A 20,460-nucleotide genomic window follows, 5' to 3' on the forward strand; every position below is an offset into this window, starting at 1 on the left:
GGGAGAGCCGTGGGGTTCGTGCTCGAGGGTGTCCCGTACTCACTGGACGCAGAGGCCGTCCGAGCGGCGCTGCGCGACGCCGCTCCCGACGAACTCCGCACGCACTGGGTCGACGTCGACGGAACGCGCTGGCCGCCGAAGCAGGTCCTCGCTCTGGCAACCGGGTCGGAACGGTCGGCGTTCACGTCCCACCGGGCGCTGGACGTCCTCGGCCGGCTCGGCTTCCCGACCAGTTCGTGGAAGGGCGGCTCGTCGCCTTCCGAGGCGGATCCGACGACGCCGACACCGGCCCCGCCGCTCGCGCAGCCGGGACAGCGCACCGGGGGCTCCGCGACCGCCGATCCTGTTGCCGAGGTCGTCCTCGTCGGCTGCTCCGGCTCCAAGGCGACCGGCTCGGCGCCCGCGGCAGAGCTCTTCACAGGGGCCGCCTTCCGGAAAGCACGGGATCTCGCCGTCCGGTGCGGCCGACCCTGGTACGTCCTCAGCGCCAAGTTCGGCCTCCTCCACCCCGAGGAGGTCGTCGCGCCCTACGACGTCTACCTGCCGAAGCAGTCCGCCCGGTACCGCAGCGCCTGGGCGGAGTGGGTGGTGGCACAGCTCGGTGAACGGCACGACCTCCGCGGCCTGACCGTGGAGGCGCACGCGGGCAGCGCCTACTGCGAGCCGCTCGTCGGTCCGCTCGCCCGGGCGGGTGCAACGCTGGTCCAGCCGCTCGCCGGGCTGCGGCAGGGCGAGCGACTGGCCTGGTACGGCGGCCCGGCACAGCACCTCGACGAACCCTTGCCTGCGGCTCCCGGCATCCCGGACGTGGCCTGGCTGTTGGACGAGGGCAACGCCGTGCCCCCGGGCGAGTTCCTCGCCGCCGGCCGGGCGGCGTCCGACCAGCCGGGGCTCTACAGCTGGTGGGCCGACGCGCAGGGCGCCGAGGAGATCTCCGCCGGACTCGGGCACCACGTCTCACCCGGGCTGATCTACGCCGGCCGGGCGGGCGGCATCCGCCCGAACGGCGTCAGCTCGACCAACACGCTCTGGGGCCGGGTGGCCACCATGCATCTGGGCGGCAACCGCAACTTCTCGACGTTCCGCCTGACGTTGGCCGCCTGCCTGTCCCGGCCCGGTGATCAGCCGTTCCCCGAGGACGACCTCACGGCCTGGATGCACGCACATCTTCGGGTGGCGACGCTGCCGCTGCCCGCGGACCAGGTGACGGCGGGCGAGGCGCGCCTCCTGGAGCTCACCGACGCCCCGCTCAACCTGCGTGACGTCCCACGGACGCCGTTGCGGAAGGCGTTGAGCGCCCTTCGCTCGGCGATCAGGGAGCGTTAGGCACGAGCCCCGGGCAACGCGCGGTCACGGCTGTGCGCACTGCGCCGCCCCGCTCCGGATGTACGCCGGGCACGGCCAGTGCAACACTCAGGCCGCGCTGCCGTCCTGCCACCGGGCCCACTCGGCAGTGTCCTTGCCGGCGGTGACGGCGTGCCCCCACTTCCTGCTCGCCTGGAGCCACAGCAGGATGTCGTGCAGTCGCAGCCGGGTCAGGGCGACGTCCTCCGCGCCGTCCACCAGCCGGGCGAAAGCTCTCTCGAGGGCGTCGAACTGCTCCCTGTTCGCAGTGAGCTCCCGGTGTACGACGCCCCACAGGCTGACGTCGTCGTCGGTGTGCTTCCGCAGGCGCGGGGCGGTCACGTTGTCGATGAGCGGGAACAGCTCCGGCCGCTTGTGGTGCAGCAACTTGTGCGTGAGAGCGGTCTTGATCCCCGTGGTCGCCGCGCACTCGCGCCAGGCGTCGGCCAGCGCCGCTCCCGTGGTCCCCGGCGGGGGAGTGCGCCCGGCCTCGACCTCGTCGAGGTCACAGAGCGACCGGCCTTCCGCACGTTTGATCGCCGTCCGGACGTGCGGCCATGCCCGGTCGGCCGCGTGCTTCAACGCCGTGATCGCGTTCTGGTCCATCTTCCCGTTGATGCCGTCCACCACGAGGACGTCCAGCCACGCGAGCTCGTCGTCGTCCGTCGGCGGCACGCAGTCGTAGACCCGGTAGGCGTAGGCCCGCACGCTGACGGTGATCCCCTCCGGTGGCTGGGCGTCCAGGCGATCTGCAGGTTGCGCTGCGCTCGCGCGTACCCCAGGACGGCGGCGGCCAGCGCCTCGGGCCACTCGATCGGCTCGGCGGCCACGCTCGGCAGCCGGAACGACGTCTCCATGTGCCTTCCCCCCGTTCGCGGGTCGTCTGCGACGCCCCACGGGGCACGGTAGCGGCGAGCAGCGACATCACCGCGAGCCGCGCGCTGGCCAGTTCACCAGCGAACGCCATGCGGACGATCACCGTCCAGCCAGCCGGAGGTCGCTGTCGTGACCACCGAGCCGACCACCCGAACTGTGCGATGACGCGGGGAGCGGAGGCGACCGTGACCGGACGCCGGGCGACTCGCTCTTGTGTGCACGTGGTTGTCGCGGTTGATCGATGGGTCCGTGCGTTGATCGAGGAACGGCCGTGCGTCAGGCCCAGGGTTCGGTGCCTGCGGCCAGCCTCTCGGCGATCGGCTGCGTCTCGTCGAGCTCCCCGCAGACACCGCGATCACCGGGTCGTAGGCATCGTCGTTCGACGAGATCCCGCATCGCGGACCTGGACCTCGCCGAGCGTCCGCGCAACCACGTGCGGCAGGTCGTCGAGATCGAGATGGATCACTGGCCGAGGCGGTCGAGGGCTTCGGCGTAGCGGGGCAGCTCGTCATCGAGCACCCGGTCCAGCGAGTCTCGCTTGCTGGTGCGCTCGATGTAGTCACGCACCGCCTGGCGCGCGACCTCCTGCACCGAACGCCCCTCCAACTCTGCCCGCCGGCGAAGGGCGTCGGCCTCCTGGTCGTCGAGGCGGAGAGTCATGGCCACGCGGCGGAAGATACCGCCGGGCGATACCAGCGTGTCGATCTGAGCGGCGTCGGGCTGACGAGCGCTGGCGAGCGGCTACGCCCCTGGCGGCTGCGCGGTCGAGCCGGCCATCCCCGACCAGCCGGTTCGGTTCGGGCCGGGGAGCGGCTCGGTCGTGGGTCCGGCCGACCGTGCCGATAGACATGAGGCAGGACGTCCCCGAGTCAGGAAGCCCCCGTGCCAAGGACCACCGCGCCACGGCCCCGCACCCGGTCGACGACCGGCCGCGGGTCGGCGACCCGCTCCCGGCCCACGAAGGGCACCGGTAAGCGACCGGGGCCGGCCAAGCGGAAGGCGGTGAAGAAGCGTCCGCGCGCCGGCCGGCTGGTCCTGCTCGCGGTGCTGGTGGTCGCCGGCGTCGTCGTGTGGCCGGCCCTCAGGCCGCACGTGGCGGCCCTGCCGTTCCTCGACTCGGTGCTCGCCGGCACGTCGCCGTCCGGGCCCACCTGGCCCCTGACCGGGGTGCCGGCCGACGCGGTCCCCGACCGCCCGGCGCTCGCCGTGAAGATGGAGAACTCCGCCGCCGCCCGCCCGCAGACCGGGCTGAACGCCGCCGACATGGTGTGGGAGCAGGTCGTCGAGGGCGGCATCACCCGGTTCGTCGCCGTCTACCACTCCACCCTTCCGCCCGAGATCGGCCCCGTTCGGTCGATCCGGCCGATGGACGCCGCGATCGCCGCCCCGCTCGGCGGCCTGCTCGCGTTCTCCGGCGGCGTGCCGCCCTACATCACCGCCGCCGAGGACGCCGGGCTGCAGGTGCTCCGGCAGGACTCCGGCGCCGACGGCTTCTTCCGGACGACGGCCCGCTCGGCCCCGCACAACGTCGACGCGGTGCCGCAGACCCTCCTCGACCAGGCCGACGCCGACCACCGCACCTCGCCCGGAGCACAGTTCGAGCACGCGGAAACGGGGGAGCAGTCCACCGCCGTCGCCGCGGGGCAGTCGACGACCACGGTGGACCTCACGCTGTCGGGGGTCAGCAACCCACGCTGGACCTGGAGCGCCGCGGACGGCCGCTGGCTCCGGGCTGAGGGGAGCACCCCGGCGGTCGAGGCGGGCGGCGCGCGGATCGGTGCCGTCAACGTCGTCGTCCTGCGCGTCGACGTCGTCCAAACCGAAGCCCGCGATCCCGCCGGCAACCCCGTGCCGGAGACGATCCTGACCGGCAGCGGGCAGGCCCTCGTTGCCTCGGGCGGGCACACGGTCGTAGCGACCTGGTCCAAGCCGGCAGTCGGTGACCGGATGGAGCTGGCCGACGCGGACGGCGACCCCGTGACCCTGGCGCCCGGGACCACCTGGGTCGAGCTGGTACCCAACTCCGGAGCGGTTGCCACGGGCTGAGCGGGCAGCCGGCGATCCGGGGGAGGAGAGCGGTTACTTCCCGGGGAGGACGACGGCGCGGTCGCGGTGTGACTTCTCGTGCAGCCTCCGGTAGGCCTCCGGCGCCACGGAGACCCTCCAGGTCCCCGCGCGGACGACTCCGTAGGCGCCCGTCGGCCGCCGCGATGTAGTAGACCGACCCCGTGCCTCCCACAGCTGCCGACGACGTGACCGACGCACTCGACGCGGAGGTCCCCACGGGCACCCGCCGGGTCCAGCCCTTCCGCGGCGGCCGGTGATGGGGCACGTCTATCTCAGCCGCCGCTTGACGCCTGCCGCCATGGTCGCGGCCGGCGATCTCGGTGTGCCGCTGGTGGTGCACGACGATCCCGACCGGCCTCCCTCGCGCGAGCAGTTGCTGTCCGCGGTGCGGGGCGCCTCCGCGCTCATCACCCTGCTCACCGACCGGGTGGACGGCGAGGTCCTCGACGCCGCGGGACCCGGCCTGCGGATCGTCGCGAACGTCGCGGTCGGCTATGACAACGTCGAGGTCGCCGCGGCCCACGCCCGCGGCGTGGTGGTCACCAACACCCCGGGGGTCCTCGACGAGGCGAGCGCGGACTGCGCGTTCGCGCTCCTCCTCGCCACGTCGCGGCGGATCGTCGAGGCCGACCGGTTCATGCGCACGGGCGCCGACTGGATCTGGGGTCCGCAGTCCTTCGTCGGGCTCGATGTCAGTGGTGGAGCCACCCTGGGCATCGTCGGCCTCGGCCGGATCGGCATGGCCGTGGCCCGACGCGCCGCGGCCTTCGGCATGCGGATCCTGGCAACGGGCAGCCGCGCGTCGAGCGATGAGGCGGCGGCGTACGGCGTCGAGCCCGCCGACCTGCGGCGCGTGCTCTCCGAGAGCGACGTCGTGTCGCTGCACTGCCCGCTCACGTCGGCCACCCGCCGCCTCATCGATGCGGAGAAGCTGGCGATCATGAAGCCGACCGCCATCCTCGTCAACACCGCCCGCGGGCCCGTCGTGGACGAGACTGCACTCGTCCACGCACTGAAGAACGGCGTCATCGCCGCGGCCGGTCTCGACGTCTACGAGAACGAGCCGCAGGTGCACCCGGAGCTGCGCTCGCTGGACAACGTGGTGCTCCTGCCGCACATCGCCAGCGCCGGGCTGGCGACCCGCGACGCCATGGGCAGGCTCGCCGTCGACAACGTCCGCGCTGTGCTGGCCGGGGAGGAGCCGCGCACGCCCGTCGCCGGGGCGGTAGGTGAAGTGCGGCCCGGGACGACGTCGCCGTAGGGGCCGGCCGGCGGCGGGCATGGACGTTCCTGTGCTCGTGCGAGAGCGCCCCCGGGGCGCAGGCGGCCGCAGTGGGCGTCGTCGCCCTCGGCCGGCGGTCAGTCCCCGGGGACGACGACGGCGCGGCCGCGGATCGTGCCCTCGTGCAGCCTCCGGTAGGCCTCCGGCGCCTGGTCGAGCGTGAACCGCTCCACCTCGACGTGGACCGCACCCGCCCGCGCCAGGTCGAGCACCTCCATCAGCTCCGACCGCCGGCCCCAGTACGGCGCCCGCACCGACGCACCCATCGGCGTCGAGAAGAAGCCGGTCGGCAGCAGCCCGCCCCCGATCCCGACGATCTGGATGACGCCGTCCAGCGCCACCGACTGCCGGGCGATCTCCAGCGTCGACGGGGCCCCGACCATGTCGAACACCACCTGCGCACCCACCCCGCGGGTCAGCGCCCGGATCTCCGCGACCGCCGACTCGTCGGACCGCAGCACGTGGTGCGCGCCCACCTCGCGGGCCAACTCCAGCTTCTGCTCGCTGATGTCCAGCGCGATCACGGTGGCGCCGGTGACCGCCCGCAGGATCTGGATGCCCACGTGGCCGAGCCCGCCGGCGCCGATCACCACGGCGGTGCTCCCGGCGGGCAGCGCGCCCAGCGACGAGACGATCGCGTGGTACGGCGTCAAGCCGGCGTCGGTCAGCGACACCGTGGCCACCGGGTCGAGATCGCCGAGCGGCACCAGGTGCCGGACGTCGTCGACGATCATGTACTCGGCCAGCGCGCCGGGGGAGCCCAGCCCCGGCGGTGCGATGCTCAGCTCGGCCGCCCGCGGGCAGTAGTTCTCCGCGCCGAGCGCGCAGGCGTGGCACAGCCCGCAGCCCCACGGCCCGTACACCGCCACCGGCTCGCCCACCTCGACGCCGGTGGCGCCCTCGCCCAGCGCGTCGACGACGCCTGCGCCCTCGTGTCCCAGTGTGAGCGGCAGCCCGTAGATGTACTGCTCGGCCGGCAAGCTCATGACGAAGGCGTCGGAGTGGCACAGCCCCGCGGCGGTGACCCGCAGCCGTACCTGGCCCGGGCCGGGCTCCGGAGTGGGGACGTCGACCACCTCGGGCTCGCCGCCGATGGTCCGGTACTGCACCGCGCGCATGCTGCTCCTCCGTTGCCGGGACGACGTCCACCCGGACGCTAGGACCTCCACAGGGCATGCGGCAGGCCGTGAGGGCCCGTCCGGTCAGGGGCGGAGGTCCCTGCCGGGCACCGGCGGCGCCACGATGTCGTCGGGCTCAGGAGCACAGGAGATCGAGCGCCACCTGCGCGTTGCGGCGAGCCTCCTCGGGGAGGAGCAGCCATGGTGCCGCCGTCGGATCCGCCAGGTGCCGCTGCAGGTGGAGCAACCGCTTCCGGTCACTACCCGAGGAGGCGCGCTCCTGGAAGGGGTCGACGCACGCGAGCAGGACGGCCGCGTCGGCAAGGTGCCGTTCGCGGTCGCGTGTGTCCGTGAGATGCGCCGCGGCCTTGAGGATCAGTGCGCCGAAGGCGTCGGGCACGCTGATCGTCGTGTCCGCCATGCCGGCGATCTGCAGCTCGGCGAGCACGGTGCGCCGTAGTGCCTGCGTGCCTCCCGCCACCCGCACCAGGTCGTAACCGCGGAACCGTTCCAGTGACCGGGGCGGGACGTGGTCGGCGGCGACCATGTCGACGACGGAGCGCCGGTTCCCCGACGTGACCAGATCGACGACGGCGCCGTCCCGGACGAAGCGGTGTGCGGTGCCCACGCGGGGATCGATGCTCGGGGCCAACCGGTATCCGAGCTCCTCGAGGGAGCGGGCAACCTGTGCGGGGCGGCCGTGTCCGGTCTCCACGTGCAGCAGGACATCGACGTCGTTGGTCGGCCGGACGACCGGCAGGCCTGCGACGGCGCCGTGCAGCTGCACCATCAGCCCGCCGATGAGCGTCCACGCGTCGGCCGGCACCACTGCCGCCAGTTCCGCCACATCGGGCCACGGCGGGGCCCACCCACCGGCCGGCGCCGGTGGCCGCAGCACTTCAGTCACGCAACACCTCAGCCACGCAGCTGCCCGAGCGCACGGTCGAGGATGCGGTGGCCGGTCGAGCGCTCCCGCGGGTCGGTCGAACCGGCCAGGTCCAGCGCGGCCAGCACCTGTCGCCGCCCGTTCGCCAACGCCTGGACGACGTCGATCGGCATGCGGGTCGCGCGCAGCGTGACGCTGCCCGACGGGTCGGCGACCAGTCGGAAGCGCTGGATGAGGCGCTCTCCGGCGGACTCCTCGACGTACCCGTCGCAGCGGTCCGGGGCCGCACTCAACCCGCCGATGCCCCCTGCGGCGCCGGAGGGAACGACCTCACGGGCCAGGCGGTCCAGTGCCCGGGGGTGCGCCCGGTAGCGGTGCACCCTCGCCCGGTTGCGGGTCCGCGCGGCGAGCTCGTCGACGGCCGCGCCCCCGAGAGCCGACTTGAGCCGCGACCGCTGCGCCTGCCCGATCCACGCCGCCGGACTCCCCTCCAGGAGTGCCACGGCGGCCCACGCCGTCGGCTCCTCCCAGGCACGCAGCCGGCTGCCCTGGCGCTGCGCCATCCACTGGGCCACGGAGTCGGCGTCGACGCGGTCGGTGCCGATCGCGAGCAGCTCACCACCGGAGACCAGGCGCTGCACGTGCCGGACGGAGACGCCCAGCCGGTCGGCGGCCTGCTCGGTGGTCATCAGTGGCATACGGACAATGTCGTCGGAACGACGTTATCGGTCAAGTCTGGGTCGATCCGCGCGCCATCTGAGCCCTTCGCGCGGGAGGCCGGAATGGCGGCGTGGCAGAGGGCGGATCCGCGTGTCCCTCGCCGCAGGGTCAGGACTGGGGCGTCATCGCCACGGATTCGGCTGAACGCATGGGATCCAACTCGCGCTGCGCCGCACGGATGAACTGTCGCCGCGCCTCCAGCAGGTCGTCCTGAGCACGGTCGGCCTTCGTGTTGGAGCGTCGCCCTCGGGCAACTTCGTCGATGGCCACGCTGTAGTCCCGTGCGGCGCGGTACAGGGCGACGCCCTCCTTGTTGAGCTCTTCCGTGACGGCTAGCTGGAAAGAGGCGAAGTCGGAAGCGAGCGTCTGCCAGCTCGTCAGATAGGCGCTTCTCGCCCGCTCGAACTCAGAGCCAGAGGTCTTGTCCTGGAGGCTCTCCCAGTACGCGCGACCGGATTCGGCGAGATCGTCGATCTGCTTGACGAACGCCACGGCTGCCTCCCTGCGCATCTCGCGCCACTTCTCCTGCTGCTCGGTAGCTCGCCGGTCCCGCTCCGTGGTGAGCTCCTGACGCCATTGGCGTTCCTGTTCGGCTATGCGGATCTCCTGCTCAGCGGCGCGATTCTCACGCTCCTGCCGTGCCGCTGTCTTCTGCAACAGGTAGGAGATGAACCCGCCGACGGCTGTGCCGAGGAGCCCGAACAGCCCGGCAGCGATGATGGAGAACACGTAGTCACGTATCGGCAGGCACGACGGTGGACGGAATGCGCTCGTCGACTCGTGGAGCGCCTCAGGCGTCGACGTCCTCATGGGTGTTCACCCCGGGAATCCGGCGCACCGACCCCCAGCCGAACCGTGCCCACACCACCAGCAGCGCGGCCCCGGCGAGCGACCCCAGGGTGTCGCGCACCAGGTCGCCGTTGGTGTCGTCGTTGCCCTCGGACAGGTCCGTGCCCAGCCACGCGTCGGAGCGCCACTCGTACACCTCCCACAGCGCGCCGAGCGAGATGCCCAGCGCGGCGGTGACGACGGCGATGCCCACGTAGTGCGGCAGGTGCGTCTCGTCGCGCGGGTCCGGCACCACCTCGACCCGCGCCAGCGCGATGTAGACGACCGGCGCGGTCAGCATCGGCAGCGTGAAGTGCACCAGGTCGTCGAAGCGCACCCACTCGTCGTACAGGCCGAGCACCTCACCGAACCCCTGCAGCGCCATCGCCACGGTCAGCGAGAGGTCGTAGAGCCGGGGCAGGTAGAGCAGCCGCGCGACGACGGTGATGCCGCCGAACAGGGCGAGCAGCGCAGCCGCACCCCAGTCCCCGGCCACCGCGTACGCCACGGCGCCGCCCAGGATCACCAGCCGCAGGACGTCGATGCCGTCCCGGATCACCGGCGTCCAGTCGCCCAGCAGCAGGGTGCGCGTGTCCACCTGCATGGGCTACCACGGGCGGACCCGCACCGCGTCACTTCCGCCAGAAGAGGTGGTGGGTCACGCCGCTCGGGCTCGGGACGACGTCGAGGTGGAAGCGGTCGAGCAGTTCGTCGGGCGACTCCCACAGCCGCGACCCGGCGCCGAGTTCCACCGGCGCCACGGCCACGTGCAGCGTGTCGACCAGGTCGGCGTCCAGGAACTGCCGGACGACGCCGGCCCCGCCGCCGAGCCGGACGTCCTCGCCGCCGGCCGCTGCGCGCGCCTGCTCCAGCACCTCGGCCGGCTCGCCGCCGACGAAGGAGAACGTGGTGTCCGACAGCGTGAAGGACGGCCGCGGGTGGTGGGTCATCACGAACACGGGCGTGTGGAACGGCGGCTCGGGCCCCCACCACCCCTGCCACTCGTGGTCCTGCCACGGCCCGCGCTGCGGGCCGAACTTGTTGCGGCCCATGATCTCGGCGCCGATGCCGTGCGCGAAGTCGCGGGTGAAGTAGTCGTCGAGGCCGCGGCTGCCGCCGGGCCCGGCGCGGTTCGGGAAGCTCGCCGTTGCGACGGCCCAGGCCATGAGCTCCATGGGATCGGCGTGGCCGAACGGCCGCTCCAGGCTCTGGCCCTCACCCGCCCCGAACCCGTCGCTGGAGACCGTGAAGTTCTGCACTCTCAACAGCTGCGCCACGTCGCTCCTCCTGGGTCGTCGTTGCGATGTAGACCGGAGCGCGCGGTCGAACTCATCTCCGCGCGCCGGCGGGTGCCCTCCGCGGCGACCAGTCCGGTGACCTCCTCGGGTGGGCTCACCGTGTGCGCACGGGTCGGGAGCCGCGGCTAGGGTCGGCGTCCGTGCCCTGGACCGACCGCACGCTCCCGAAGCCGCTCCCGCGCCCGGCCCGAGTCGCCGCCACGGCACTCAGCCGCCGGTGGCAGCTGCCCGCGGCCAGCCACGAGGTCCGGGTGCTGCGCGGCGTCGACGTCCCGATGCGCGACGGCACCACGCTGCGGGCCGACGTCTACCTGCCGGCGTCGGCCGGCCCGCACCCGACCGTGCTGCTGCGCTCGCCCTACGGCCGGGGCCTCGGGTTCGCCTTCGCGATGACGGTGCCGTACGCCGAGCGCGGCTACGCGGTGGTGGTGCAGAGCGTGCGCGGCACCTTCGGCTCCGGCGGCGAGTTCAGCCCGGTCGTGAACGAGGAGCACGACGGGCAGGACACCGTCGCCTGGCTGCGCGAGCAGCCCTGGTTCGACGGCCGGCTCGCCACCCTCGGCCCCAGCTACCTCGGCTACACGCAGTGGGCGCTCGCCCTCGACCCGCCGCCCGAGCTGAAGGCGATGGTGCTGCACATCGGCCCGCACGACCTCGCCCAGGCCGGGATGGTCGACGGCGCCTTCCAGCTCACCAACCTCGCCATCTGGACCGAGCTGGTCGCCCACCAGGAACGGGTCAGCTTCCTGCGCGGGCTCTACCGCCTGATGACGGCGGAGCGGCGGCTGGCCCCGCACCTGGGCGAGCTCCCGCTGCAGGGGCTGGCCGAGCGGTTCGGCGGCGCCCCCGCCCCGTGGTTCGACGAGTGGCTGGCCCACCCCGACCTCGCCGACGCCTACTGGGACCGCTACCGCGCCACCCCGGCCGTGCACTCGAGCACCGTCCCGACCCTGCTCATCGGCGGCTGGCAGGACTGGTTCGTCGAGCAGACGCTGTACCAGTACGCCGTCCTGCGCGACCGCGGCGTCGACGTCGGGCTCACCCTCGGCCCGTGGGCGCACCTCACCATCGACGCCGCCGTCACGACGCCGGAGAGCCTGGCCTGGCTGGACGCCCACCTGCCCGTGGCCGGCGCAGAGCCCGCCCCGCAGCGGCCGGGCCGCGTCCGGGTGCACGTCACCGGCGCCGGCACCTGGCGGACGATGCCCGACTGGCCACCGGCCACCACCGACCGCGCCTGGTACCTGGCCGCGGACGGGCGGCTGGCCGACGACGTCCCGACCGGGCCGGACGAGCCCACCACCTTCACCTACGACCCGATGGACCCGACCCCGTCGGTCGGCGGGCGGGTGCTCGCCGCCAGCGCCGGCCAGCGGGACAACCGCGAGCTGGAGGCGCGCGACGACGTCCGCACCTTCACCACCGGGCCGCTGCGGCAGCCGGTGGAGCTGCTCGGCGGCGCCCGGGTGCGGCTGTTCCACGAGTCCGACAACCCGTACGCCGACGTCTTCGTGCGGCTGTGCGACGTCGGGCCGGACGGCGCGTCGGTCAACGTCACCGACCGGCTCGTCCGGCTCGACCCGGTGCCCGGCGAGGATCCGGTGGCGGGGGAGCGGGTCGTGGAGACGACGCTGCCCGACACCGCGCACCGCTTCCGCGCCGGGCACCGCATCCGGCTGCAGGTCTCCGGCGGCGCCCACCCGCGCTACGCCCGCAACCTCGGCACCGGCGAGCCGCCGGGCGAGGGCACCCGCGGCGTGCCGGTGACCCACCGGATCTGCTCCGGCAGCGCGTCGCCGTCGTCGATCACCCTGCCGGTCGGCTGACTGCCGGGCCGCTCACGGGGGCGATCGCGCGGTCCTGCGACACGCGGCCGTCACAGCCGTCCCGCTGACAACAGCCGACCTGCGATTTCGCCGAAGGTCCCTGCACGGGCCTGCCGGCGTCCTTACGCTGACGGCAATCCACGGAAGGACGGCCTGTGAGTAAGCACCTGCTCGACGAGACAGCTGAGTTCAAGATGCCCCGGGTCGGCCGGCACGCCGCTCCCGACACCGGCGAACTCGAGGTGACGCAGCGGTTTGACGCGGGCTTCCAGCAGCCGCGTCCGATGCCCACCCCCCAGCAGGGCCGGGACGCCGGCGGACGCTGAGCCCCGCGGCACGGGGACCGCTCCGGTAGACGGAGCGGTCCCCGTGCCGTAGCTCCAACGTCCGCCGGTCGGTCGCTCGCACTGCCCGGCCGCACGGTTTCTGTCGGTGCGGTCCGACAACCTGCCCGCCTGGCTGTCAGCCCGACGGCCGCGAGAACGGGGAGCTTCCTGGCGGAAGCGACCGGAGTGCAGGTGGGACGCGTCTGGCCCGGATGCGGGCAGGAGGACTCGGTCCCGCTGGTCTACGCGCGCTCCGCGCACGTCCGGACTGCTGGGATTCCACCTCGTCCAGCAGGCCGAGCGGGGCCGGATCGTGCTCGGTGGCCGCCGGATGCCGGGGAGACGGCGGCGTTGGTCTGCCGCGGCTGCGACCTGGAGCGGAGCGATGAGTCGAACCCGATCGCCGACGAGGCCGAGCTGCTCGACGTCGCATACCTCGACGTGGTCCGCGCCCTCGGCACCGACTGGCGGCGCGAGACGGCCGTCGGGGAGGACGACGTCCACTGGTTCGTCAGCGGCGAGCCGGTGCAGGTCGCGATCGACATGCAGGGCTCGGGGTTCGTCATGGCGCGCCCGTCGACCTCCTGGGGCGAGCGCCGCCCCGGACCGCTGTCCAGCGACGGTCCGCGATTCACCCGCGACGACGCCCTGCGCCACTTCCACGTGGTGACCGGAGCCGCCCGAGGCCATCGCCTCCGGCCGGCGTCGCTCGTTTCGCTGGTGCCGCACCTGCTGCCGGGCCCGCGCGCCCGAATCGTTCGTCGGGTCAGACGGCGCAGACCAGCAGTGCGTGTCGGTTTTCGCCGATCCGGACGAGTGACAGCTGCTCCGGCCGGAGCAGGCGCTCCCGGATGCCGCTGCTGGGCAGGAGCGGCTGGGGGATGTCCTGTCGCTGGGCTCAAGTCGGACCGCACCGTGTCGATACGGGTACAAGGCGTAACTCGTCGTCGCCGACGTCGGGCTCCGCAGATCTGGTGGGAAATCGAGCGTTCGGAGGAGCCGGTCGTGCCTTCAGTGGTCGACGAACTCTGGCGGTCCGCTCAGAAGCTGTCTTGGTCGGAGCGACCCCAGAGGCAGGACGTCGAGGCGGTAGCCGCTGCGGTCCACCGTTCCGACGCCATCGTGGCGGTCCACCGACTGGTCCCGGGCCTGGTCAGCTCGAGCGCGCTGGTCATCACATCCCGAGCCCTGCTGGTGGGGGGTGCCCGGCCGGGGCGCCACCTGCAGTTGGTCCTCTCGTCGGCGCCCTCGACGTACCGCTACAACTCGAAGGTGCTGGTCATCCCGCGCGACGACATATCCCGGGTGCGTCTGACCGCCGAGGCCATCGTCATCCACACCGTCACAGGACCCGTCGAGCTGCTCGCACCCGAGGGCGCCAATCGCCACACGGCAATGGAGCGGGCGCTCCTCGGACTCGACGGGCGAAGCGGGGGGCGGGCGTGGCTAGGACCGCGCGCCCATGACGATGAGGCGGCGATTGTGCACGACGCGCAGTACCCAGGCCTCTGGAGCGGCCGGTACCTCGTCGACGGTGACATCTTGATCGCCCGGGCACCGGCTCGTGACCATTCCTCGGCGGCGTCGGAGTGGCTGATGTCGGCCGGCCGGGCGTGGCGGCGTGTGCCCCGGTGGGCGCAGTGGATCCTGGCCATCGCCCTGTTCTTCGGACTGCAGACGGTCGCGGTGCCCGCCGGGGTGGTCTTCGCGGTGCTGATGGTCGCCTTCATCGCCGGCACGGACCCGGCTGCCAGCGCCGACCGGCGCGCGAAGGCGGCCGCCACGCGGCGGCGCCCACGAGCAGGCTCGCCGGAGGCGGTGCTCGCCGCTTCCCGTTCGATCGAAGCTCGGGTGGCGGCAGCGGCGTGCCGGGCCTGGGACGAGACGGTCCTGGAACCGTCCTGGTCCTCGCCGGCGCTGGCGGGGACCCGAGAGGCGTTCGACGGGCAGGGTGAGGTGGACACCGTCGTGGATCTCGCCATCCGCATCCACAACGCCCGAGAAGCGCTCGGCGCCAAGCCGGAGGGGCCGGCTGCCGACTACTGGCAGCAGCAGCTGGACGCCCTCGATCGGGCCGCTCTCAGACTCGGCGAACGGGCCGACGCCCTCATCCGTCACCGCGACCAGGCGGCCGCGCTCTCCGCTGAGCTGGCGCAGCTGGCCGAGCTCGAACGGCTGGAACGCTCGGCTCTCGTGATCGACGATCTGACCATCGCGACCGCGGCGATGCCCGGAAGTCACGGTCAGCTGCCGGTGTCGGAGCAGATCTCAGCAGCCCGCCAGACCGTCGGCGAACTCGTCGAGCTGATGACGCGAACGCGGGCACCGCTGGCCCAGCCGGCTCAGCCTCCGACGTTCTAGCGGCCATCCGCGCGCCGCTACGTCGCGATGCGCCTTGCCATGGAGACCGACACATGACCCCCGATCCATCGGACCGATCGAGTCCGCGAACCGACGCCCTGCGTGGCATCGCGTTGCTGCTCGTGGTCGTCCTCGGCCTCGCTGCTCTCTTCTGGGACGGCGGTGAGAGTGACGCGGCCGTCGAGGCGGACCCGACGGTCGCCCCGCCGTCGGCGTCCGCGTCGAAGTCGTCGGCCGCCGCGAGGACGACGGCGACGCGCACCCGCAGCCAGGTGCGGGTTCCAGATCTGGCCGGGGTCAGGCTCGACGTCGCTGAGGATCAGCTCTGGGGCCTGGAGAGAGCCACGGGCGTCGACATCGACGTCCCCGCCTCGCATGATCTGTCCCCGCGCGGCCGGTCGCAGTGGCAGGACGAGAACTGGACGGTGGTCACCACGCGCCCGGCCGCCGGGCAGCCGTTGACGGACGGCGCAGACCTGCACTTGTTCGTGCTGCGCAACGCCGAATGGGCGTGGTTCCAGGCGCACCCCGCGATGCCCCCGGTTCCCGTGGACGTGGCACCGGCGGACCTGGCGGCAGCAGGGCAGCTCTTCGACGGGATGCGGGAGCTGCTGGAGTACCGCTACGCGCCGGGTCACGAGCCCGAGTACGCCTCCGCTCCTCCGAGCGGCATCGCGCGGCCGGTCGACGGGCTGGCCGACGATCCGTCGGTGGAGCCGGCGGCGGAACGGGAGGAGCGCGATGCCCTCGCGACCGCCTCGTCCTACAGCACGCTGACCGTCGGGTCGCTGCCCGCGACAGGGACGGCACTGCGGGTCGGACGGCTGCTCACGGTGACCGTCCGCGAGAAGCCCTCCGAGCCGGCGTCCGGCGGGAACGACGTGTCCGTGAACCCCGGATACTCCGGCGGCGACGACGACGTCAACGTGCCCGGCTGGCTCTGCCCGACCAGGTTCTGCTGATCCGCGAGGCCCTCTTTCATGGCGCTGGCCCTGACGCAGCGTCACTCCTGCGGGTGGAGAGGCTCGGTCGTGACCGGGCGAGACCTGATCAGCTCATAGCCTCTCCCGGCCGCACGTCCGCTGCCAGCAAGGAATCCACGTTGAGAGAACTGCTCGCTCTCGCGAGTGCGCACAAGGTCGCCACCTCCGTCGTCGTGGTGGCCGTGGTCGCTGGCGGCGGGGTTGTTCGCGCGGCTACGGACGACACGACGTGGGCGACGGTCGCCGAAGTGGTGGACGGCGACACGGTCGACGTCCGCTACGACGGGGACATCCACCGCGTGCGGCTGCTCAACGTGAACACCCCGGAGTCTGTCGACCCCGACCAGCCGGTGGAGTGCCTCGGACCCGAGGCGACGGCATGGCTCGAAGAGCGGTTGCCCGCGGGTACCGAGGTGCGGCTCGAGCGGGACGCGGAACTCCAGGACGGCTACGGCCGCGAGCTGGCCGCCGTCTTCGTGGGTGACGAGCTGGTCAATGCGGAGATCGCTCGCGCCGGCCTGGGCGTTGCCATGTCCGTCGGGGGGAACACGAAGTACCTGCCTCCTGTGCAGGCAGCGCAGGCCGAGGCACGGGCCGCCGGGCGGGGCCTGTACGCACCCGAGGTCGAGTGCACCATCCCGGCCCAGGTCGAGCAGTTGCAGGCGTCGGCGACCGAGGTGCTCGACCAGGCGCCGTCTGCGAGCGCCGAGCTGAGCGACTTCGATGCGTACGCGGCCGAGCTCGCCGCGGTGGCCTCGTCCGCCAAGGCCCTCATCCGCCTCCTCGACGGGTACGTCGACGTCTTCCCGCTCGTCGCCCACGGCGGTGATCACCTGGCGGGCTACCAGGCGCGCGTCGATGCGGTCGACAGCCGGGTGGAGGGCGCGACGACCGTGAACAGCCTGAAGCGTGACGCCCGCGAACGGCAGCTCGAGGCCGAAGCCGAGGCTCGTCGTGCGGCTGAGGAGGCGGCGCGCAAGGCGGCCGAGGAGGCCGCCCGCCAGGCCGCTGAAGAAGCAGAGCGGGCCGCCGCCGCGGCAGAGGCCGCCCAGCGATCGAGGTCGAGCGGTGGCAGCAAGTCGTCGGGCTTCTCGGGCACGTCCAGCACCCCGCGGACAGCCGCGCCCCCGCCCTCGTCCAGCAGCTCGGGCTCCGGTTCGAGCACGTACACCGGCTGCCGCAGCTATGCGCCCGGCGGCAAGACCTGGACGCCGATCCCCTGCTGACCGGACCGAGGTCCGATCAGGCAGCGTTCGTCGCGTCCGCTCGCAGCCTCACAGCGCGTCCTGCGGGTCAACGGGCGGGACGGAGGCCGGCCCGTCCGTGACCCCGGCGGCGCGCGGTGCGGCGAGCTCCTCCGGCCCGAGCCTGAGATCCGCAGCCGGCACCGCGTCGGTGTCCGCGCCCACCTCCGCCGCGCCCGGGTGGCCGATCCGGGTGCCGCCGTCCTGCAACGACGGGTAGGCACCGGTCAACGGCAAGGGCCCCAGGTCGGGGTCCTCGACGGTCACGATCGACCTCCGGTGCCGCACCTGCGGGTTGTCCGGCATCGTCGCCACGCTCCCCAGCGGCCCGACCGCGCAGCCCCCGGCGGTGAGCTCGGCCAGCGCGTAGTCCCGGTCGCGGGTCAGGCACCACGCGGCGATCAGGTCGTCCAGCTCCTACTCGTGCCGCACCCGGTCGGCGTTCGTCGCGGACCGCGGGTCCGTGACCAGCGAATCCCCACCGATCGTCCGCAGCACGTGCTGGGCCATCGGCTGGGTGCTGCCCGACAGCGCGATCCACAGCCCGTCACGGCGCTGGTAGCTGCCCTGCGGCACGGCCCGTGCGTGCCCGGTCTGCCGGTACTCCAGCACGTCCATCTCGACCAGCTTCAGCGCCGCCTCATAGAACGCCAGGTGATGGCGTCGCCGGTCGCGTGGCGTGCCGGAGCGTCAGCGCAGTCAGCACGGCGGTCGCCGCAGGTTCCCGGCCAATCGGTCGGGGAGGTCACGCGCATCTCGCCGGACGGGCGAGCGCGCCACCGCCCAGGTCGCGATACCGACCGGGCTGGAGTTCACCCTCGGGCAAGTTGTACGCCTCGGCGTGGAGCATCGCCGGCTTCCTGCTCCCCCCGGCTCGCCGCCGGCGGGTGAGGTGCAGCGGATCAACCACAAAGCGTTCACGCCCTCCGACCCGTACCGACCCACGACGGTGCTCGCGGCCGACCAATTCGGTCGCGGCACCGTCATGTCGGCGTCCCCGTCCGGGGGAACGCCGGCTCCACCGTCCGGGTGGTTGGCCGCGCGCATCTCATCCGTCCGGGGTGGATGCACGCTGAATCCGGTCGCTCTCCGTGATCAGCGACAGGAATCGCCCCTAGCCTCTGGTTGCTCACCGTCACCGGTCCTCGCAGTGCGAGGCGCCGATCAGTCGCACGGCGGTGGGGTTGCACGGGGGGATCCGCGCATGGCAGCCAGGCTCGCCGTCCGCACCCCCACGATCAGCGGCGGGGGTGCGACCCCGCCACGGGGAGCTGTGGCTGTGAAGCGATCGAAGACGGAGCGGAGGGACACCTCCTACCGCTCGTTGCCCGTGTACTGGCCGGTCCGCTGGCGGCTGCTCTGGACGGCTCGCAGCGACCGCCGCGCCGGCCTGCCCATCGGTCTCGGCACGGAGACCACGCCGATCCTGCGCGATCTCGTGGCGCACCGCGATGACGCCTGCGAGCTCGAGCGCACGCGCTACTACGCCGACGTCCGAGGCATCGACGTTCGCCTGGCCGAGATCGACGCCGAACTCGTCGCGCTCGAGCGAGCGCTCGCCGAGACGACCGACGAGGCAGTCCTCGCTGCGGCACCGCGCACGGACCGGGAGCTGTCCGTCCGGAAGGCGGGGGAGCAGGACGTCCCAGTCGAGCTGGTCCGCCAGCGACGCACGAGCGAGCACCGGCGCCGCGCCGACGCGGCCCGGGCGGCCCAGCGCGACGTCCGGGAGCGGCTGGACGCCGTCCGCGCCGAGGAGGCGCAGCTGGAGGCGCGCCGCCAGAACCGGGCCGACGTCGCCCGCTCCCGGGCCCTCCGTCTCGTCGAACGTGCCGAGCGGCTGGCCGCCGTGTACCGGCGCGCGCTGATTCGCCGCCACCCCCAGCGAGAGGCGCTGGTCAGCCGCTGGGACAGCGCCCCCGTGCCGCCGCCGGCCTGGGTGCTGACCGATGACCTCCTCCCCGCCCACCGTGAGAAGGGAGCCGCCGCGTGAGCCGGAAGCGCAAGGATGATGATCTGACCCGGCGAGCGGTCGACGGCGGAACCGGGTGGTCGTTCCGCCACCCGGTCGACCCGCCGCTCTCGCCGCGCATGCCCGCCCAGGAGGCGCGCGACGCCGTCCGCAAGGCCGTCATCGACATGCACCGCAGCGGCTCGCTCGACGCCGGGAACGGCGACGCCCTCGACGGCTGGATCGACTCGCTGCGGCCGCAGTGGATCGCCCACCACGAGATGGTCGGCGCCGAGGCCGAGGCCGTCGCCCAGCTGAGCGCCGGCCGGTACGAGGCCGCCGCCGTCGCCGCCCGTGCCACCGCCGGCGTGACGGCGGCCGAGCGCGACCACACCGAGCGGCTGGTCACGATCTTCGAGCAGCGGCTCCTCGCGCCCGAGGAGGCGCCGGCCGCCGGAGGCCCCGACCGCCGACGCCGGCCGCGGCCGGCCGTCGACGCGCTCGAGGGCCTTACTCCCCAGCGCGGGTGGCAGTTCGTCAGCGTCCTGCTGCTCCTGCTGGCCACCGCCGGTGACCTGGCCGCCTTCTACGTCACCCTCGCCGGGATGACCGGTCAGCAGGCCTACATGGTCTGGACGCTCACCATCGCGCTGGCCGCCGCGGCGGTCGGGGTGATGCACATCGTCGGCCGGACCGCACGCAACCTCCGCGAAGGCCAGGGCGGGCTGGGCCGGACGGCGCTCGCCGTCATGACTTTCGGCTGGCTCGCCCTCGGCGCGGCGACCTTCTACGTCCGGACGCAGGTCGAGGCGCCGACCGTCGGTACCGGGCAGGTGGCCTTCGGTGGTACCGCCGCCGAGGTGCCCGGGGACGACCCGCTGCTGTCGGCGATCCTGTTGGCCGCCCTCTACGTCGGCTCGGGCATCCTCGCCTTCTGGATCGGCTTCTCCGACCACCACCCTCGGATGAAGACCTACCTGCGGCTGCGCCGCGACCTGGCGTCGCGGCGGCGGGCAGCGGCCGACGCCGAGCGGGCGGCGATCGAGGCCGAGCGGCTCGCCGCGAATGCCCGGGCGGAGGTCGCGCGAACGGCGGCCCGCACCGCCGCCGCCGAGGCTAGCGTCGACGCGGAGCTCGCCGAGCTCAAGGAGCTGGCGCGGATCCACGTCGCCGGGCTGCTCGGCGACCCGGCGGCGACCAACAACCTCGTCTCCGGGCGGGCGGAGGCCACCGACCGGCCGGCCGAACCGCGTCCCGTCGGCCCGCTCGCCCTCTGGCCGACCGCGCCGGTCGCCCCCGCGACGTCGCTCAACGGCAACGGCCACCACGCAGACCACTGACGGAAGGAAC

18 protein-coding genes and 1 pseudogene are annotated in these 20,460 nt (G+C 73.2%); 10 read left to right on the top strand and 9 right to left on the bottom strand.

Going from position 1 to position 20,460, the window contains the following annotated elements; all coding sequences use genetic code 11:
- The first annotated feature begins 9 nt into the window (after positions 1-9).
- Positions 10-1,326, top strand: coding sequence for a DUF6884 domain-containing protein (locus ACI79S_RS02260; protein WP_456591817.1), 1,317 nt, complete (start codon positions 10-12; stop codon positions 1,324-1,326).
- Between the two features lie 87 nt (positions 1,327-1,413).
- Here the strand turns inward: ACI79S_RS02260 and ACI79S_RS02265 are convergent, their stop codons facing one another.
- Positions 1,414-2,052 carry a DUF6308 family protein gene (locus tag ACI79S_RS02265; protein WP_456591818.1) on the bottom strand — a complete coding sequence of 213 codons (639 nt, stop codon included), beginning with the start codon at positions 2,050-2,052 and terminating at the stop codon, positions 1,414-1,416.
- 630 nt (positions 2,053-2,682) lie between these two features.
- A complete protein-coding gene (locus ACI79S_RS02270) occupies positions 2,683-2,880 on the bottom strand; it encodes a ribbon-helix-helix protein, CopG family (protein WP_456592018.1) in 198 nt (65 codons plus the stop codon).
- 342 nt (positions 2,881-3,222) lie between these two features.
- Between ACI79S_RS02270 and ACI79S_RS02275 the strand changes: the two genes are divergently transcribed.
- Together ACI79S_RS02275 and ACI79S_RS02280 are read left to right on the top strand one after the other, a co-directional pair.
- Positions 3,223-4,266 (top strand): DUF3048 domain-containing protein, encoded by a 1,044-nt coding sequence (locus ACI79S_RS02275; RefSeq protein WP_456591819.1) that lies wholly within the window; start codon positions 3,223-3,225, stop codon positions 4,264-4,266.
- Between the two features lie 304 nt (positions 4,267-4,570).
- Positions 4,571-5,548 (top strand): 2-hydroxyacid dehydrogenase, encoded by a 978-nt coding sequence (locus ACI79S_RS02280; protein WP_456591820.1) that lies wholly within the window; start codon positions 4,571-4,573, stop codon positions 5,546-5,548.
- A 98-nt stretch (positions 5,549-5,646) separates the two neighbouring features.
- Here the strand turns inward: ACI79S_RS02280 and ACI79S_RS02285 are convergent, their stop codons facing one another.
- The 6 genes from ACI79S_RS02285 to ACI79S_RS02310 all read right to left on the bottom strand — a co-directional run bounded on the left by ACI79S_RS02285 (position 5,647) and on the right by ACI79S_RS02310 (position 10,398).
- A complete protein-coding gene (locus ACI79S_RS02285; protein ID WP_456591821.1) occupies positions 5,647-6,687 on the bottom strand; it encodes an NAD(P)-dependent alcohol dehydrogenase in 1,041 nt (346 codons plus the stop codon).
- A 136-nt stretch (positions 6,688-6,823) separates the two neighbouring features.
- Positions 6,824-7,594, bottom strand: coding sequence for a hypothetical protein (locus ACI79S_RS02290; RefSeq protein ID WP_456591822.1), 771 nt, complete (start codon positions 7,592-7,594; stop codon positions 6,824-6,826).
- Positions 7,595-7,602: 8 nt separating this feature from the next.
- Positions 7,603-8,262: a helix-turn-helix domain-containing protein gene (locus ACI79S_RS02295; RefSeq protein WP_456591823.1), complete on the bottom strand. Its 660-nt coding sequence runs from the start codon at positions 8,260-8,262 to the stop codon at positions 7,603-7,605.
- A gap of 139 nt (positions 8,263-8,401) precedes the next feature.
- On the bottom strand, positions 8,402-9,022 hold the full coding sequence (locus ACI79S_RS02300) for a hypothetical protein (protein ID WP_456591824.1): 621 nt from the start codon (positions 9,020-9,022) through the stop codon (positions 8,402-8,404).
- A 61-nt stretch (positions 9,023-9,083) separates the two neighbouring features.
- Positions 9,084-9,719, bottom strand: a complete 636-nt coding sequence (locus ACI79S_RS02305) for a hypothetical protein (RefSeq protein WP_456591825.1) — start codon at positions 9,717-9,719, stop codon at positions 9,084-9,086.
- Positions 9,720-9,753: 34 nt separating this feature from the next.
- Positions 9,754-10,398, bottom strand: coding sequence for a dihydrofolate reductase family protein (locus ACI79S_RS02310; protein ID WP_456591826.1), 645 nt, complete (start codon positions 10,396-10,398; stop codon positions 9,754-9,756).
- Between the two features lie 161 nt (positions 10,399-10,559).
- Between ACI79S_RS02310 and ACI79S_RS02315 the strand changes: the two genes are divergently transcribed.
- The 5 genes from ACI79S_RS02315 (at position 10,560) to ACI79S_RS02335 (ending at position 17,141) form a co-directional block, all read left to right on the top strand.
- Positions 10,560-12,245 carry a CocE/NonD family hydrolase gene (locus ACI79S_RS02315; RefSeq protein WP_456591827.1) on the top strand — a complete coding sequence of 562 codons (1,686 nt, stop codon included), beginning with the start codon at positions 10,560-10,562 and terminating at the stop codon, positions 12,243-12,245.
- A gap of 155 nt (positions 12,246-12,400) precedes the next feature.
- Positions 12,401-12,571: a hypothetical protein gene (locus ACI79S_RS02320; protein ID WP_456591828.1), complete on the top strand. Its 171-nt coding sequence runs from the start codon at positions 12,401-12,403 to the stop codon at positions 12,569-12,571.
- A gap of 351 nt (positions 12,572-12,922) precedes the next feature.
- Complete coding sequence (locus ACI79S_RS02325) at positions 12,923-14,932, top strand: hypothetical protein (protein ID WP_456591829.1); 2,010 nt, start codon at positions 12,923-12,925, stop codon at positions 14,930-14,932.
- A 53-nt stretch (positions 14,933-14,985) separates the two neighbouring features.
- Positions 14,986-15,894, top strand: coding sequence for a hypothetical protein (locus tag ACI79S_RS02330; RefSeq protein WP_456591830.1), 909 nt, complete (start codon positions 14,986-14,988; stop codon positions 15,892-15,894).
- A 140-nt stretch (positions 15,895-16,034) separates the two neighbouring features.
- Positions 16,035-17,141: a thermonuclease family protein gene (locus ACI79S_RS02335; protein ID WP_456591831.1), complete on the top strand. Its 1,107-nt coding sequence runs from the start codon at positions 16,035-16,037 to the stop codon at positions 17,139-17,141.
- Positions 17,142-17,189: 48 nt separating this feature from the next.
- Here ACI79S_RS02335 and ACI79S_RS02340 read toward each other — a convergent pair.
- Positions 17,190-17,813: pseudogene (locus tag ACI79S_RS02340) on the bottom strand (CoA transferase).
- Positions 17,814-18,438: 625 nt separating this feature from the next.
- Between ACI79S_RS02340 and ACI79S_RS02345 the strand changes: the two are divergent.
- Positions 18,439-19,152, top strand: coding sequence for a hypothetical protein (locus tag ACI79S_RS02345; RefSeq protein ID WP_456591832.1), 714 nt, complete (start codon positions 18,439-18,441; stop codon positions 19,150-19,152).
- Positions 19,149-20,450: a hypothetical protein gene (locus ACI79S_RS02350; RefSeq protein ID WP_456591833.1), complete on the top strand. Its 1,302-nt coding sequence runs from the start codon at positions 19,149-19,151 to the stop codon at positions 20,448-20,450. The genes ACI79S_RS02345 and ACI79S_RS02350 overlap by 4 nt, the downstream gene beginning before the upstream one ends.
- Positions 20,451-20,460 lie beyond the last annotated feature (10 nt).

It is taken from the genome of Blastococcus sp. SYSU DS1024, from assembly GCF_054050795.1.

Coding starts and splice junctions, on each gene's coding strand:
- ACI79S_RS02295 (WP_456591823.1), bottom strand. CDS start 8,262: ATGACCACCGAGCAGGCCGCCGACCGGCTGGGCGTCTCCGTCCGGCAC.
- ACI79S_RS02270 (WP_456592018.1), bottom strand. CDS start 2,880: ATGACTCTCCGCCTCGACGACCAGGAGGCCGACGCCCTTCGCCGGCGG.
- ACI79S_RS02285 (WP_456591821.1), bottom strand. CDS start 6,687: ATGCGCGCGGTGCAGTACCGGACCATCGGCGGCGAGCCCGAGGTGGTC.
- ACI79S_RS02330 (WP_456591830.1), top strand. CDS start 14,986: ATGACCCCCGATCCATCGGACCGATCGAGTCCGCGAACCGACGCCCTG.